We start from the raw sequence: 14,811 nt of genomic DNA on the forward strand, positions 1-14,811 counted from the left end.
GAGGTTTATCAAACGATTTGATGTTCTGCCTTCTCCATTTCGCGCGCCTTTTTATCTTGACGGCCATACAACAGAAAGTAGACGAACAGACCACCCAAAATGTAAAAAGCACAGTACATATAAAGGCTGCTAAAGCTCATACCCGTAATGGCCCAGCCAATAATAAATGAGCCAACCCCAATTCCTAAATCATAAATGGATAGAAATGTTGCGGTCGCTACTGCTTTTTTCTCAGGCGGTGCTTCTTGAATGGCTATCGTTTGAAAGCTAGGGAATAATGTTCCCCAGCCGAGTCCGATCATTCCAGCCGCCACAAGGAAAACAAGGGCTGTTTCTGTTTGGCTGAGAACGAACATACCGGCAGAAAAGAGAATAATCGCTGGATATACAATGACATGTGCTCCTTTCTGATCAAACCATTTACCAGTAAACGGACGGGACAATAGCAGCACAACGGCGTAAACGACAAAGAAATAACTAGCAATTGCACCAAGATGAAGCTCCTCCGCATAAACAGAAACGAACGATAATAATGAAGCATAAATAATAGAGAAGAATCCGCCAGTCACGGCAATCGGCAAGACGGAGAATTCAAACAAGTCTCTTGGATTGAATTTTAACTGGAAAATAGAAATCGCTCGGACTGTATGCTTGCGTTCAACAATATTCGTCATTAATCCTGCAGTAAGAGCTAAAGCTGAAATCACGATACAAATGAGGAACATTACAAAACTCCCCCATTCTTTCATCACCGTTAACCCTAAAAAAGGGCCGATGACCATCGCAAGGTTTGTTGACATGACGTAATAGCCCATTCCTTCCCCGCGGCGGGAATCAGGAATAATCTCAGCAACCATGGCACCCGTCGCCGTCGTTGCCATTCCGAAGCCAATCCCATGGAAAAATCGTAACGTCAGCATCGTTTCAAGCGTATGAGGGAAAAAGTATAAAGTAGATGCGGCTAAGAAGATGATTTGCGAAGCAATCAATATTTTCTTTTTCCCCACCTTTTCAATCCACTGTCCGGCAAACGGACGAATGATAATCGCTGAAACTAAAAAGAACGTCGTCAGCAAACCAGCATCCGCCGCATCCCCCCCCAATTCCCGCAGCGCGTATATCGGCATCGTCACTAATAAGAAATAAAAAGTAACAAACAGAAAAAAGTTGCTCGCTGACACGCTAATAAAATTCTTCGTCCATAATGGTTCCTTATTCATCAATCTTCTTCCTTTCCTTGATGACTGTCTAATGCAGAAAGCCAGTTCTCCACAAGCCGCTGCAATTGCTGCTGATCTTCTTTTCGGAAACCTGCAATTGTTTTTTCATTCATTTTTAACACTTCTCGTTCCCACACCGGGTATTCCTTCTCTGCTTGTTCGGTCAGCTCGATGAACTTTACCCGCTTATCTTCGCCCGGCACTTGTTTCACATATCCTTGCTTGACAAGACGCTGAATCGTCCGTGTCATCGGCGGCGCTTCTACAGCTAAATATTCACTAAGCTCTTTTTGCGTCAGCCGGCCCTTTTGTTTTAACACATACAAGACCGCCCATTGAGCACTGTAAAGACCGTATTTTTGCAAGACATTGTTATTATGTTTCATAATTTGCCTTGACAGCTGATGCACAGAATGAAATAAAAGATGCAACTCCATACGCTTCTCCTTTAATTACCTAGGTAACTATATTTACAACTTTCTTATTGTAACATAGTTTTTAAAAAAATAAATAAAAAAACTGCCAGATTTCATCTGGCAGTCAGGCTGTATGATCAACACCGCAGGCTCATTCCACACATTTGTCAGCAGCCTGTTCGTTTATTGTGATTGTTAATAAATTCGATCTTGCGGCCGCAGCTGCTCTATCGGTACAAACACTTCAAGATGGCGGTACAAGTTTTCAAAGTCGGCAGGCAATGATCCGCCCGGCTCTCCATCAAGGTTGAGGAGGACTTTTTCAGGGGCGCTGACTTTCACGCGGTTCGCTTTCGTATAGATGACGTGAGGGTCCTGAAGATGCTCTCCTCTTAACGCTAAAGTAGCAATTCGGATAAACTCAGCAAGGTTGATCTTTTTCAAAATTAATAAAGTAAATAACCCATCGTTGACGGAGGAATCCGGCGCCAGCTTCTCAAAACCGCCCACAGAGTTGGTCAGTCCGATCAAAAACAACATGACCTCGCCTTCAAATAACTTGCCATCATACTCAATCGTTACGTGAGACGCTTTAATGGAAGGCAGCATCTCGATCCCTTTTAAATAGTACGCCAGCTGGCCGATCATCGTTTTCAGCTTGCTCGGCACCTCGTACGTCAGCTCCGTTAGACGGCCGCCGCCTGCAATATTAATAAAATATTTATCGTTCATTCTTCCGATATCCACGGGAATCGTTTCCCCTGCTATAATCACATCTACTGCTCCGTCAATTTCACGGGGGATTTTTAGCGCCCGGGCAAAATCATTCGTTGTTCCCATCGGAATCACACCGAATTTTGGACGGTAGTCCTTACCAGCTAAGCCATTCACGACCTCATTCAGCGTTCCATCGCCGCCTGCAGCAATAACTACGTCAAAACGGCGTTCCACAGCTATTTCAGCAGCACGCGTCGCATCTCCCGCGCCGGTTGTAGCATGAGCAGATGTTTCATAACCAGCTTCTTCAAGTCTTTGCAAAACCTCCGGCAAATGCTTCTTGAACAATTCACGTCCTGAAGTAGGATTATAAATAATTCGTGCTCTTTTCATGTCTATCCATCCCAGTCTCATTGATAATCGTGTTTCATTTTATCGTTCGCATTTCCGACTCCTATCTTACTACTTTTTTCATGAAAAAGCTATTTTCCATCCCCGGCATGCTAATCAAACAAATGAATGCCCCGTTCAGCCAAAAAGCGGAGAGATTCCTCTATCCCTCTTTCATCGACCTGAAACGCTTCTGCTACCGTCTGCATCCAGTGGTCCGGCTCTCGAAAATGATATTCCCGAATATCACGGTAGTTCATCACTTTAAGAGTATTGTCCCGAAGGAAATAACAATTGTTGCCTTGAAAGCGGACAGCTGTAATCCGCCGCATCGTAATATTGCTGCTGCAATCTTTGTAAGACTCCTCAATATCTTCTTGCAGTTCCTCTTCTGTGAGCGGCTCCCAAACAATTTGCTTCGTGACAAATGTTTTCCCATGAGACTTCCGCTCGAGCTGAAACTTCTTCTCGCTGCGTCCAGTAAAAATGATTTCTTCCCCAAAGCCGTGAAGTACATGTTTCGGACGGCTGTTCAGTTCAATCGGCCGAGTAATCGGCGATCCATAGCCAACATCTACATAAAACTTTCTTCCGTCTACACGAACCATAATCGCCGTATGTCCCGGCAGCACCCGCACGAACGAACAGGAAAATCCAAGCCGTTCCAGAAGCCTTGCGAAATTAATGTTTAATGAATAACAAGTGCCTCCCCAGCCCCTGGTTTCAAGATTAGCAGCAAACTGATTGAAATCAGGAACCTCACATCCTTGTTGATTGAAATAATGAAATTTGCTGAACGTTTCATAAGGGATGAGCGACAAATGATGCTGTATCAGCCGCTGCAAGTAATTGAGGCTTGGTTGTTCCTTTTCCATTTTTAACCGCTGTAAATAGGCTGATACGGCGTCCATTTTCCCGCATTCTCCTTCCTTCTTATCCTAAACGTTGAAAAAAACAGGCTTCAGAATATAGATCGGAAGCCTGTCCCTCGTTAAAACAGCCGTTCAGCTAATGATGTTTTTATGCTGCGGTACACTTCCTGCCAGAGCCCTCTTTCAGTCAGGTAGGCTTCTCTCAGCTCCTCGTACATCTTTTTTTGCTTCTCGGCAAATTCTTCATGATCAAGAGGCGGCAGGCTGGATCGCTTATTGTTTACAAGCTCCTGCAGCTCTTGAGCACGCGGACCCCAGACAGCTTTCTCTTCTCCCTGTTCATCAATAAAAATAAAAATCGGGATGGCACGGGACGTTCCGTTCGTTAAATATTGATCCATCAGCTCTAGATTTTCATCTCTATGCAAAAAACGGACTTCCATGCCAGCATGACGGGCTATTTCCAACAGGATCGGTACATTCACCATGGCATCGCCGCACCAGTCTTCTGTTAATACAATGACCTTCAACTGTTCCTCCTGTAATCCTGTTAAAAAGGAAGCTTCATCTTTTTGTATTTGAAAAGAAGATTGAATCTGCTTAACTTGTTCTTTATTTTCTTTCATATTTTCAATATATTCATCCGATGGGATGCCTTTTTCAAACCAGTCCATCAAATTCATGGCTTTTTCCTCCATCTATTCATTAAAGAATCCTTATACTTCTTCCATTATTATTCGACATTCTTCCCATAAATCCTCTTATCTTTCCGTATTCTATAAAAAGTTTCTTTCACAACTATCTCACAATATTATGACTTTTTCTAAAATATAGTTGATTTAATTTCCCAATCAATTTATAATTATAAAAAATAATTAATATTTATGTAAAATTATTAATAAAAATACATAGGGGGCTACCATGAAAGCAGCTGTTATAGGGGCTACTGGATACGGCGGGATCGAACTTATACGTCTTTTATCCAATCATCCAGATTTCACCCTTCATTCTGTATATTCATCAAGTAAAGATCAAGTGCCAGCAACGGATGATTATCCACACTTACAGGATATTTGTCCTTTACCTTTAATGAAAATAGATGCCGAAAAAATTACAAACGAATGTGATGCCGTATTTCTAGCCGTTCCTTCAGGAGCCTCGGCCGCCTTGTCTCCCGAACTGCTGGCAAACAATACGAAGGTCGTTGATTTATCAGGCGATTTGCGTTTGAAGAATCCTGAGCATTATGAACAGTGGTATAAAAAAGAACCAGCAGAGCTACACGTACTGGAGCAAGCTGTATACGGGCTGACTGAATGGAATCGTGAAGAAATTAGAGATGCTTCCCTGCTGTCTAATCCAGGCTGCTATCCAACCGCGGCTTTACTCGGTCTCGCTCCCGCTATTCAAGCAGAAGTGATTGATGGAACGGGCTTAATCATCGATGCAAAATCAGGCGTATCGGGGGCCGGCCGAGGGCTTTCTCCTACCGTTCATTTTGCAGAAATGAATGATAACTTTAAAATTTATAAAGTCAATCAGCATCAGCATATCCCAGAAATTGAGCAGCAATTAAAGCTTTGGGATAACAGCATCAGTCCGATTACCTTTTCTACACACCTTCTGCCTATTACCCGCGGCATCATGACAACGATGTATGCCCAGATGAAAAAACCGATGACAACGGCAGAATTACACGAATTATATACAGAAACATACAAAGATGACTTTTTTGTCAGAGTTCGTCCACTCGGCCAGTTTCCAGGAGTAAAAGAAGTAGCAGGCTCTAACTTCTGCGATATCGGGGTAGCCGTTGATGAACGCACAAATAGAGTAACGATCGTATCTGTTATCGATAACTTAATGAAGGGAGCGGCTGGTCAGGCAGTCCAAAACGCCAATCTCATGTTTGGCTTTGAAGAAACAGCCGGCTTGCGCGGATTCCCAATCTATCCATAATCAAACAAACAGGAGGAAACAATTATGCATGCCATAAAAGAAACAACTCATATAAAAGTTCTGCAGCAAGGCTCTATCGTGTCACCAAAAGGATTTTCCGCTTCCGGGGTACACGCCGGGCTTCGCCATTCTAAAAATGATTTAGGTGTTATTTTTAGTGAAGTCCCTGCTGAAAGTGCCGCTGTATACACGACGAGCCACTTCCAAGCAGCACCAATCAAGGTTACGAAGGACAGCTTAGCAGTCGAAAACAAACTGCAAGCTATTTTAGTCAACAGCGCATGTGCCAACGCCTGTACTGGCAAACGCGGGCTCGCTGACGCTTATCAAACTCGTCAATGGCTCGCTGAACATTTAAATATTGCGGAACATTTAGTTGCCGTTTCATCCACCGGTGTAATCGGTGAATATTTAAAAATGGATAAAATCAAAGCAGGCATTGCTAAATTGCATCCGGTGCCAGAAGCAGCTGCTGCCGAGCAATTTGAATCCGCTATTTTAACGACGGATCTCGCTACGAAAAAATGGGCAGTAGAAGCAACGATTGACGGCAAAACAGTCACAATGGGCGGTGCTGCAAAAGGTTCGGGAATGATTAATCCAAATATGGCAACGATGCTTGCTTACGTCACAACCGACGCAGCCATCTCTTCCCAGCACCTGCAAACAGCGTTGAGTGAAATGACAGATAAAACATTTAATCAAATCACAGTAGACGGCGATACATCAACAAATGATACCGTCGTTGTGATGGCGAACGGTTTGGCAGGCAACTCTCCTCTCTCTCCTGAACATCCAGAGTGGCCGACTTTTCTCTCTATGCTGCACGAAGTAAGTGAACAGCTGGCGAAAAAGATTGCACGTGACGGTGAAGGAGCGACAAAACTCGTTGAAGTTGAAGTATTTGGTGCCGCTTCCGACGAAGAAGCGAAAAGAGCGGCGAAAGAAGTCGTCGGCTCCAATCTCGTCAAAACAGCTGTCTACGGCGCCGATGCAAACTGGGGACGAATTATTAGCGCGATCGGTTACAGTGATATTCAAGTAAATCCGGAAACGATTGATATTGCTATCGGAGATCATTTGATCCTTTCTCAAAGTGAAGTAGCCGACTATTCAGAAGAAGCAGTGAAGGCTTATTTGCAAGAAGAAGAAATTAAAATTAAAGTGAATCTTCATTTAGGTGAAGGCCACGGCTTAGCTTGGGGCTGCGACCTGTCGTACGACTATATCAAAATTAATGCAAGCTATAGATCATAAAATGCAACTTAACTTTTTCATGAAAGGAGCCGGAAATCCATGGCTCCTTGCTATTTTTTTACAAGGAGGACATTATGAAAAACATCGTGGTGAAGTGCGGCGGCAGTGTATTAAATGAATTATCAGAAGCATTTTTTGACAGCATGAAAGAATTGATGAACAAAGGATATTCCATCGTCTTTGTTCATGGCGGCGGACCTGAAATCAATGCCATGCTGGATGCGTTACAAGTAAAAAGCGAATTTAAAAACGGGCTCCGTGTCACATCCAAACAAGTGCTTAAAACGGCTGAACTTGCGCTTGCTGGCAGCTTGAACCGGAAGCTTGTAAGATTGCTTGAAAAGCACGGTATCCGGGCAATCGGCTTAAATTCCAGCGACAATGGCTTGCTGCAAGCAGATTTTATCGATCAGGAACAGCTTGGCTACGTTGGGGATGTGACAGCCGTTAATAGTGATTTTATTCAATTATTATGCAAGGAACAGCTGCTTCCTGTCATGACACCGCTTGCTGCTGGACCAAATGGAACGGTATTGAATGTGAATGCTGATCACGCCGCCTGCGCAGTCGCTAATGCCCTGCAGGCTGAACACTTTTTAATGGTAACCGATGTGGATGGCGTATTAAAAGACGGTCAGCTCGTTCCGGAACTGACTGAAACAGAAACGAAGGAACTCATCGACAGCGGCGTAATTAGCGGCGGCATGATTCCAAAAGTAAACTCTGCGTTAAAAGCTTTTTCCGATCACGTCAGCAGCGTCCATATTGTATCTGGCAAACAAGCTTTCTATGAACAAGGCGAATGGCTCGGAACAACATTTATTAAGGAGAAGGTGACAATATGAGCAACTTATTTCCAACATATGCCCGCTGGGACGTCACACCTGCCTCTGCGAAAGGCACATGGCTCACAGATAAAAACGGGAAAAATTATTTAGATTTTACGACGGGTATTGGTGTATGCAACCTCGGTCATGTACCGAACAACGTGAAAAAAGCAGTAGAGGAGCAGCTTGAGCAATTTTGGCACACATCCAATTTATTTCAAATTGATTTACAAGAAGAAGTGGCTAAACAGCTGACGGATGCCTCTGGACTCGACTTAGTCTTTTTTGCAAACAGCGGAGCAGAAGCTAATGAAGCGGCGATCAAATTGGCCCGTAAAGCGACTGGCCGGACGAAAATTATTACGTTTATTGATTCTTTCCATGGACGCACGTTTGGCACAATGGCAGCAACTGGCCAAGAAAAGATTAAAATCGGTTTTGGCCCAATGCTGGAAAAGTTTGAATACGTCCCTTTCAACGACTTAGAAGCGCTGCAAAAAGCGATGGATGAAAACACAGCTGCCCTTATGTTCGAAGTGATTCAAGGCGAAGGCGGACTGAATGCCGGCGATCCTGTATTTTTAAAACAGGCAGAGGAGCTGGCCCATAATAACGGCTCACTCGTCATTATTGATGAAATCCAAACAGGGATCGGGCGCACTGGCAAGCCATTTGCATTCCAGCATGCCGGCCTTCATCCGGATATTGTATCCAGCGCGAAAGGAATCGCCAGCGGCTTTCCACTCGGAGCTATCATCGGCAAAAAAGAACTGGCAGAAGCCTTCTCTCCTGGGTCACACGGTTCTACATTCGGAGGCAGCCCAGTTTCACTTTCCGCAGCAAAAGCAACACTTGAGACCATTTTCGACGAAAGCTTTTTAACAAATGTAGAGGCCAAAAGTGCTAAGCTTTTCTCTATGTTAGAAGAAGCTCTTTCTTCTGTCCCACAAGTCAAAAAGCTAAAAGGCAAAGGCTTAATGGTCGGCATTGAAATGGCAGAAGAAGCAGCCCCGTACATCCCAGCCGCACGCGAAAAAGGACTGTTAGTTTTAACAGCCGGTACCAATACCATCCGCCTTCTTCCACCGCTTAACGTGACAGAAGAAGAAATAGAACAAGCGGTATCTATCCTTGCGGAAACGATTAAAGAACAAGTAACCGCAAAAGCTTAATGGATAAAAGAAATAGAAAGAGGAAGCTGACTCAGCCTCCTCTTGTTTATTGTCTATTCGCTCATTTGAAAGCCGATCCACCGCATTTGCGAGCGGGGAAACCAAAATACAGACCTGCTCCATACATTCCATATAAAAAAGCCTGCAGAGCTTTCTCTGCAAGCTTACCAGCTTCGGCCAGCGCCTCCGCCTCCGGAAGAACCGCCGCCTCCGCTGCGATTTCCTCCACCACCGCTTCCTCCTCCTCCACGGGAAAAAATGAATAGTAGGATTTGCGTTAAAAAACCGCCAAAAAATTTCATGTCGAGAAAAATAACGATCACGGCAATCACAATGAAGATTACGACAGCCAATCCACCGTCTTCATCAGCAGGGACCGCTTCCGCCTCGTGGCCTTCCCAACTGTATTCAGCAGCTGTTTCGTTATATAACGCTTTATAGGTATTCATAATCGCTTTGTCCGGTTCTTCTTTCTGTAAATAAGGAACGGCATATTCATCCAAAATCCTTCCTACTTTTCCATCAGGCAGAGCGCCTTCAAGTCCATAGCCAACCTCCACACGAATGTGCCTCTCCCCTTCGCCTCCTTCAGTCGTAAGAATAAGCAGCACACCGTTATTTTCTTTTTTGCTGCCGATGCCATACTGCCGGAATGTATCATTGGCATATTGTTCAATGGGTATTCCTTCTGTTGAAGGCACGGTCAGCACAACCACCTGAGCAGTTGTCGCATCATCAAGCTGGCTGCCCAGCTGATTGAGCTCCCTTTTTTGTTCAGCGGACAAAACACCTGAAAAGTCTTGTACGTATATGTCTCCTTTAGGCTTCGGTGCCGCCGCTGAGACTGGCAGCGCCAAAGCCCCAATAAAAAGAATGACTGCTGCTAGAAAAAAAGCAGCCTTCCTCATCATTCTTGACCGCCCTCAAAGTCTACTTTTGGTGCTTCTTTCGCTCCCGCTTCCGCTTTGAAGTATTCTTTCTCATTAAAACCAAAAATACCGGCCATCAATGAGCCAGGAAATCGTTTAATTTTTTTATTAAACTCCGCTACTTGAGCATTGTAATCCTGGCGGGCAACCGCTAACCGATTTTCGGTTCCGGCTAATTCATCCATTAATTGTCTAAAATTACTATCCGCTTTCAACTGCGGGTAATTTTCAACGACGACAAGCAATCGGCTCAACGCTCCTGATAACTCATCGTTCGCTGCAGCCTGCTCCTGCGGTGATCCAGCACCAGCCAGCTTTGCACGGGCATCAGATACATTTTTCAATACTTCTTTTTCATGGCTGGCAAACCCTTTCACTGTGTTCACCAAGTTCGGAATTAAATCCATTCTTCTCTGCAGCTGATTTTCCACCTGTGCATACGCCTGGTCAACGTTTTCTTCTTTTTCTACCATTCCGTTGTAGCTCGGAATTAACATCGCTGCCAAAACTACAACGATAATAGCAACGATCGCGAGCGGTCCTAACCCCTTTTTCATCATCTTCACCTCTTTATATTATCCTTTTGTATCTACCTCTTTTTATGCTAAGGAAAACAAAAATAAAACACCTTCTATACAATTAGAAGGTGAATACTGTTTATTTTACCAATGCATACGGATAATCGGAAGCATAAGTGTGAATAAAACGAGCTGTCTGCTGCACAAGGAATTCTTTATCGTGATCCATAGAAGCCACATGATAAGAGTTCGGCAGTGTAACGATTCGCTTGTTTTTTGATGTCAGTGAACGATAAATAAAAGCGGTATTTTCAGGCGGTACGACATGGTCTGTAAACGATTTTATGCATAGGGCAGGAGCTTGAATTTGTCCAATAACTGCCGGTGTTTCAGCCATTAATTTTTGCAATTCACGAATGGCGCGTACTGGGGCTTTTTCGTAAGTAATTTCATACACACCTTCTGCTTTAATGTCCGGTTTACCTTCTTTAATAAAACGGGGAGCCGGCGAGTGTTTTAAATATTCGAAAGCAGGCAGCGTTAAAGCTGCATTAATAGTGATGATTCCCTCAATATCCTTATATTCAGCAGCGAGTTTAAGCGCTAATGTCCCACCCATGGATTGACCCATGACGAATACTTTTTTCCCTCTCTTCTTCAATTGCAAATATCCTTGCTTTAAGCTTTCATACCAGTCTTCATGCGTGCAAGCCTCCATATCAAAATAGTGAGTGCCGTGCCCTTTCAAACGGGGAGCCAGCACAGTAAATCCTTGTTCTGCAAGCTTCTCTCCTACAAAACGTACACTTTGCGGCGTTCCAATAAACCCATGAGAAAGCAAGATGCCGACCTCTCCTCTTTCAAAATAAAACGATTCCGCTCCTGGGATCACTGCGTATTGTTCATTCATGTGTGGCTCCTCCTTTAATTCCGATAATTTTTATAGGTTATATTTATTTTAATACCTAATAACCTATAAGTCAACTAGGAATTAAATATTTCCATGATAGACTTTACCCTTATTCACTCCTTTACTAGGCAGCTTCAGTGAGCGAAGCAAGCAGCAGGCCAGCTGTGGACAAGAAATTTGCAGAAACTCACGAAGATGGGCATCACGTGAATAGAACAGACATGATGGACATTGCCATTTCCGAAGGTTCCGAATCATGGAAAACCCTGTACATTTAGGACAGTGAAATCCTTTAATTCATTCACTTTCATTGACTTGAAAGCGCTGGAGGATATCGACTATAGGTGGAGCTTGGTATGTAGCAAGGAAATTAGAAAATTTAAGTTGGGCCTTTTTCGAGAATGATTCTTCAGCTAATTGTTCATTGGTTTTTATTAATAAGTGAGAAAGTTGTTCGAGCTGGATCACTTGCTGGCCAAGGCGGGGATTGGGAGATGAGGATTTGATCATCGTTTTGTGATTGGTAAATACGGTGACTGTCTCGATCGTTACTTTAGGCAGCTTATGATGAATAAGCCATTCTTGAAGCAATATTTTCTGCCGGACTGTTTGTAATATCGGATTAGGAAAACGTTCTTCCTTTTTAGGATATCGTGAATCGTCCATAGTAAAGAAAAAGCCTCCCAAGCAAACAGCTTAGGAGGCTTTCGTGATTCATTATCGCTTTTTAATTTCTTCAAGTAACAGTTTATTCAACACGGACGGGTTTGCTTGTCCTTTTGATGCTTTCATGATTTGACCGACAAGGAAGCCGACTGCTTTGCTTTTTCCATTTTTGAAGTCTTCGATTGACTGCGGGTTCGCATCGAGGGCTTCTGTGATGAATTTCAAAAGCTCTCCTTCATCGGAAATTTGCACAAGACCTTGATCTTTAACGATCTTTTCTGGATCGCCGCCGTTTTCAACAAGTTCTTTAAATACTTTTTTCGCAATTTTAGAAGAAATCGTGCCTTTTTCAATTAAAGCGATCATGGCAGCTAAGTTTGTCGGCGTCAATGCGACTTCGCTTAATTCTTTTCCTTCTGCATTCAAGTAAGCAGATACTTCACCCATCAACCAGTTAGAAGCGAGCTTAGCATCCGCTCCTGCTTGAACAGTTGCTTCAAAAAAGTCAGCCATTTCCTTTGTGATTGTCAGAACGTTTGCATCGTGTGCCGGCAGGCCAAGTTCATTCATGTAACGTTCTTTCCGCTGATCTGGCAGTTCAGGAATGGATGCGCGCACCCGCTCTTTCCATTCATCATCGATGTAAAGCTCAACAAGATCCGGCTCTGGGAAGTAGCGGTAATCATCGGAGCCTTCTTTTACACGCATAAGAAGTGTTTTGCCTGTCGACTCATCAAAACGGCGCGTCTCCTGTTCGATCACACCGCCAGAAGATAACACATCGGCCTGGCGTTTTTCTTCATATTCCAACCCTTTTCTAACGAAGTTAAAAGAGTTTAAGTTTTTCAGCTCAGCTTTTGTACCGAACTCTTTCTGGCCGTATGGGCGCAGTGAAATGTTCGCATCACAGCGGAGCGAGCCTTCTTCCATTTTACAATCAGATACTTCTGTATATTGAATAATGGATTTTAGCTTTTCCAGATAGGCATAAGCTTCTTCTGGTGTACGGATATCCGGTTCAGATACGATTTCCACGAGCGGTGTTCCTTGACGATTATAGTCAACGAGGGAATAGCCGTCGCCAGAGTGCATTAATTTCCCAGCATCTTCCTCTAAGTGAAGACGGGTAATGCCGATTTTTTTCTTTTCTCCATTCACTTCGATTTCAATCCAGCCATTTTCACCGATTGGCTGATCGAACTGGGAAATTTGATAAGCTTTCGGATTATCCGGGTAAAAATAGTTTTTGCGATCGAATTTTGTTTCTGTAGCCACTTCACAGTTTAATGCCATGGCTGCTTTCATCGCAAATTCTACCGCACGCTTATTTAAAACAGGAAGTACTCCCGGGTAAGCAAGGTCGATGACCGTTGTATTCGTATTAGGCTCTGCCCCGAAATGAGCAGGGGCCGAAGAAAAGATTTTTGATTCTGTTTTTAACTCTACATGGACTTCTAATCCAATAACCGTTTCAAAATTCATGGTTGTCCCCCCTTACAGCGATGGCTTCTGCTGATGGAAATTTGTTGCCTGCTCATATGCATGGGCCGTGCGGTATACTGTTTTCTCATCAAAGTGTTTACCGATGATTTGCAGACCAAGCGGCATGCCGTCTGAGAATCCACACGGTACTGAAATTCCTGGAACACCTGCAAGGTTCACAGGAATTGTTAAAATATCGTTCGCATACATCGTTAACGGATCGTCAATATTTTCACCGATTTTAAAGGCTGGTGTTGGCGTTGTTGGACCAACGATGACATCGTACTTTTCAAATACATCTTCAAAATCTTTTTTAATTAACGTACGCACTTGCTGCGCTTTTTTATAATACGCGTCGTAGTATCCAGAACTTAAAGCGAACGTACCAAGCATGATGCGGCGTTTCACTTCGTCCCCAAATCCTTCTGCGCGTGTTTTTTTATAAAGTTCAATCAGATTTTCTGCATCTTCCGCCCGGTAACCGTAACGGATCCCGTCAAAGCGCGCCAGGTTAGAGGATGCTTCTGAAGAAGACAATAAATAATACGTCGCTAGTCCATACTTAGAATGCGGCAAAGACACTTCTTCCCATGTTGCTCCAAGGCCTTCTAGTACTTTCAAGGCGTCTAATACAGATTGACGTACGTCTTCTGACACACCTTCACCAAGATATTCTTTCGGCACAGCAATTTTCAAGCCTTTAATATCTCCCGTTAGTGCAGCAGAATACGTATCTACCGGCACATTAGCGGAAGTGCCATCCATTGGATCGACACCGGAAATCGCTTCAAGCAAGCGGGCATTATCTTCTACATTGCGTGTAATTGGACCAATTTGATCAAGTGATGAAGCAAAAGCGATTAAACCAAAACGGGACACACGGCCGTATGTTGGCTTTAACCCGACCACACCACAAAATGACGCTGGCTGACGAATGGAACCGCCTGTATCAGAACCGAGTGAGAAAGGCACTTCCCCTGCTGCAACTGCCGCCGCAGATCCACCGGAAGAACCGCCGGGCACTCTCTCTACATTCCAAGGATTCGCCGTTTTTTGGAAGCTAGAGTTCTCTGTCGATGACCCCATCGCAAACTCGTCCATGTTTAACTTACCGATTGTAATCGCATTCGCCTCATGAAGCTTATTCATAACTGTTGCATCATAAATCGGATCGAAGTTATGAAGCATTTTACTGCCGCTCGTTGTGCGCAGCCCTTTCGTTACAATGTTGTCTTTGATTCCGATAGGCATACCGAACAATAAGCCCTTCGCTTCATCTGTGCCAATCTTCCCCTGTAATACTTCCGCCTGTTTACGGGCATTTTCTTCATCTAATGTAATAAAAGCTTTCACTTTCTCTTCTACTTCATTAATTCTTTTATACGACTCATCCACTAAGTCAGGAATGGATATTTCTTTTTTATGTAAAAGGTCGTGAAGCTCAGTTAACGTATGATTAAATAATGGCATCCTGTT

15 protein-coding genes are annotated in these 14,811 nt (G+C 43.8%); 4 read left to right on the forward strand and 11 right to left on the reverse strand.

Annotated features, from left to right (window positions below; genetic code table 11):
- Positions 1 to 8: 8 nt before the first annotated feature.
- From QYG89_RS10240 to QYG89_RS10260, 5 genes are all read right to left on the reverse strand, one after another.
- Positions 9 to 1,220, reverse strand: a complete 1,212-nt coding sequence (locus QYG89_RS10240) for an MFS transporter (RefSeq protein WP_404316904.1) — start codon at positions 1,218 to 1,220, stop codon at positions 9 to 11.
- Positions 1,220 to 1,657: a MarR family winged helix-turn-helix transcriptional regulator gene (locus tag QYG89_RS10245; protein WP_404316905.1), complete on the reverse strand. Its 438-nt coding sequence runs from the start codon at positions 1,655 to 1,657 to the stop codon at positions 1,220 to 1,222. The genes QYG89_RS10240 and QYG89_RS10245 overlap by 1 nt, the downstream gene beginning before the upstream one ends.
- 174 nt (positions 1,658 to 1,831) lie before the next feature.
- Positions 1,832 to 2,746, reverse strand: coding sequence for a diacylglycerol kinase (locus QYG89_RS10250; RefSeq protein ID WP_404316906.1), 915 nt, complete (start codon positions 2,744 to 2,746; stop codon positions 1,832 to 1,834).
- Between the two features lie 110 nt (positions 2,747 to 2,856).
- Entirely contained in the window at positions 2,857 to 3,654 is a 798-nt protein-coding gene (locus tag QYG89_RS10255) for an arylamine N-acetyltransferase (protein WP_404316907.1), read from the reverse strand.
- 80 nt (positions 3,655 to 3,734) lie between these two features.
- Positions 3,735 to 4,298 carry a thioredoxin family protein gene (locus QYG89_RS10260; protein WP_404316908.1) on the reverse strand — a complete coding sequence of 188 codons (564 nt, stop codon included), beginning with the start codon at positions 4,296 to 4,298 and terminating at the stop codon, positions 3,735 to 3,737.
- A 238-nt stretch (positions 4,299 to 4,536) separates the two neighbouring features.
- On the opposite strand from QYG89_RS10260, the gene argC reads away from it, so the two are divergent.
- From argC to QYG89_RS10280, 4 genes are all read left to right on the forward strand, one after another.
- A complete protein-coding gene (gene argC / locus QYG89_RS10265; RefSeq protein WP_404316909.1) occupies positions 4,537 to 5,574 on the forward strand; it encodes an N-acetyl-gamma-glutamyl-phosphate reductase in 1,038 nt (345 codons plus the stop codon).
- A gap of 24 nt (positions 5,575 to 5,598) precedes the next feature.
- Positions 5,599 to 6,831, forward strand: coding sequence for a bifunctional ornithine acetyltransferase/N-acetylglutamate synthase (gene argJ, locus QYG89_RS10270; protein ID WP_404316910.1), 1,233 nt, complete (start codon positions 5,599 to 5,601; stop codon positions 6,829 to 6,831).
- Between the two features lie 74 nt (positions 6,832 to 6,905).
- On the forward strand, positions 6,906 to 7,676 hold the full coding sequence (gene argB / locus QYG89_RS10275) for an acetylglutamate kinase (RefSeq protein ID WP_404316911.1): 771 nt from the start codon (positions 6,906 to 6,908) through the stop codon (positions 7,674 to 7,676).
- Positions 7,673 to 8,830: an acetylornithine transaminase gene (locus tag QYG89_RS10280; protein WP_404316912.1), complete on the forward strand. Its 1,158-nt coding sequence runs from the start codon at positions 7,673 to 7,675 to the stop codon at positions 8,828 to 8,830. The genes argB and QYG89_RS10280 overlap by 4 nt, the downstream gene beginning before the upstream one ends.
- A 164-nt stretch (positions 8,831 to 8,994) precedes the next feature.
- Here the strand turns inward: QYG89_RS10280 and QYG89_RS10285 are convergent, their stop codons facing one another.
- The 6 genes from QYG89_RS10285 to gatA all read right to left on the reverse strand — a co-directional run bounded on the left by QYG89_RS10285 (position 8,995) and on the right by gatA (position 14,805).
- Positions 8,995 to 9,741: a TPM domain-containing protein gene (locus QYG89_RS10285; RefSeq protein ID WP_404316913.1), complete on the reverse strand. Its 747-nt coding sequence runs from the start codon at positions 9,739 to 9,741 to the stop codon at positions 8,995 to 8,997.
- Positions 9,738 to 10,316 (reverse strand): LemA family protein, encoded by a 579-nt coding sequence (locus QYG89_RS10290; RefSeq protein ID WP_404316914.1) that lies wholly within the window; start codon positions 10,314 to 10,316, stop codon positions 9,738 to 9,740. The genes QYG89_RS10285 and QYG89_RS10290 overlap by 4 nt, the downstream gene beginning before the upstream one ends.
- Before the next feature lie 100 nt (positions 10,317 to 10,416).
- Complete coding sequence (locus QYG89_RS10295) at positions 10,417 to 11,187, reverse strand: alpha/beta hydrolase (protein ID WP_404316915.1); 771 nt, start codon at positions 11,185 to 11,187, stop codon at positions 10,417 to 10,419.
- A gap of 297 nt (positions 11,188 to 11,484) precedes the next feature.
- The gene (locus tag QYG89_RS10300; protein ID WP_404316916.1) at positions 11,485 to 11,853 is read right to left on the reverse strand and encodes a nuclease-related domain-containing protein; all 369 of its coding nucleotides are present in this window, start codon (positions 11,851 to 11,853) and stop codon (positions 11,485 to 11,487) included.
- 51 nt (positions 11,854 to 11,904) lie between these two features.
- Positions 11,905 to 13,335 carry an Asp-tRNA(Asn)/Glu-tRNA(Gln) amidotransferase subunit GatB gene (gene gatB, locus QYG89_RS10305; RefSeq protein ID WP_404316917.1) on the reverse strand — a complete coding sequence of 477 codons (1,431 nt, stop codon included), beginning with the start codon at positions 13,333 to 13,335 and terminating at the stop codon, positions 11,905 to 11,907.
- Positions 13,336 to 13,347: 12 nt separating this feature from the next.
- Positions 13,348 to 14,805 (reverse strand): Asp-tRNA(Asn)/Glu-tRNA(Gln) amidotransferase subunit GatA, encoded by a 1,458-nt coding sequence (gene gatA, locus QYG89_RS10310; RefSeq protein WP_404316918.1) that lies wholly within the window; start codon positions 14,803 to 14,805, stop codon positions 13,348 to 13,350.
- Positions 14,806 to 14,811 lie beyond the last annotated feature (6 nt).

The organism is Bacillus lumedeiriae (genome assembly GCF_044891285.1).
Classification (GTDB): domain Bacteria; phylum Bacillota; class Bacilli; order Bacillales; family Domibacillaceae; genus Pseudobacillus; species Pseudobacillus lumedeiriae.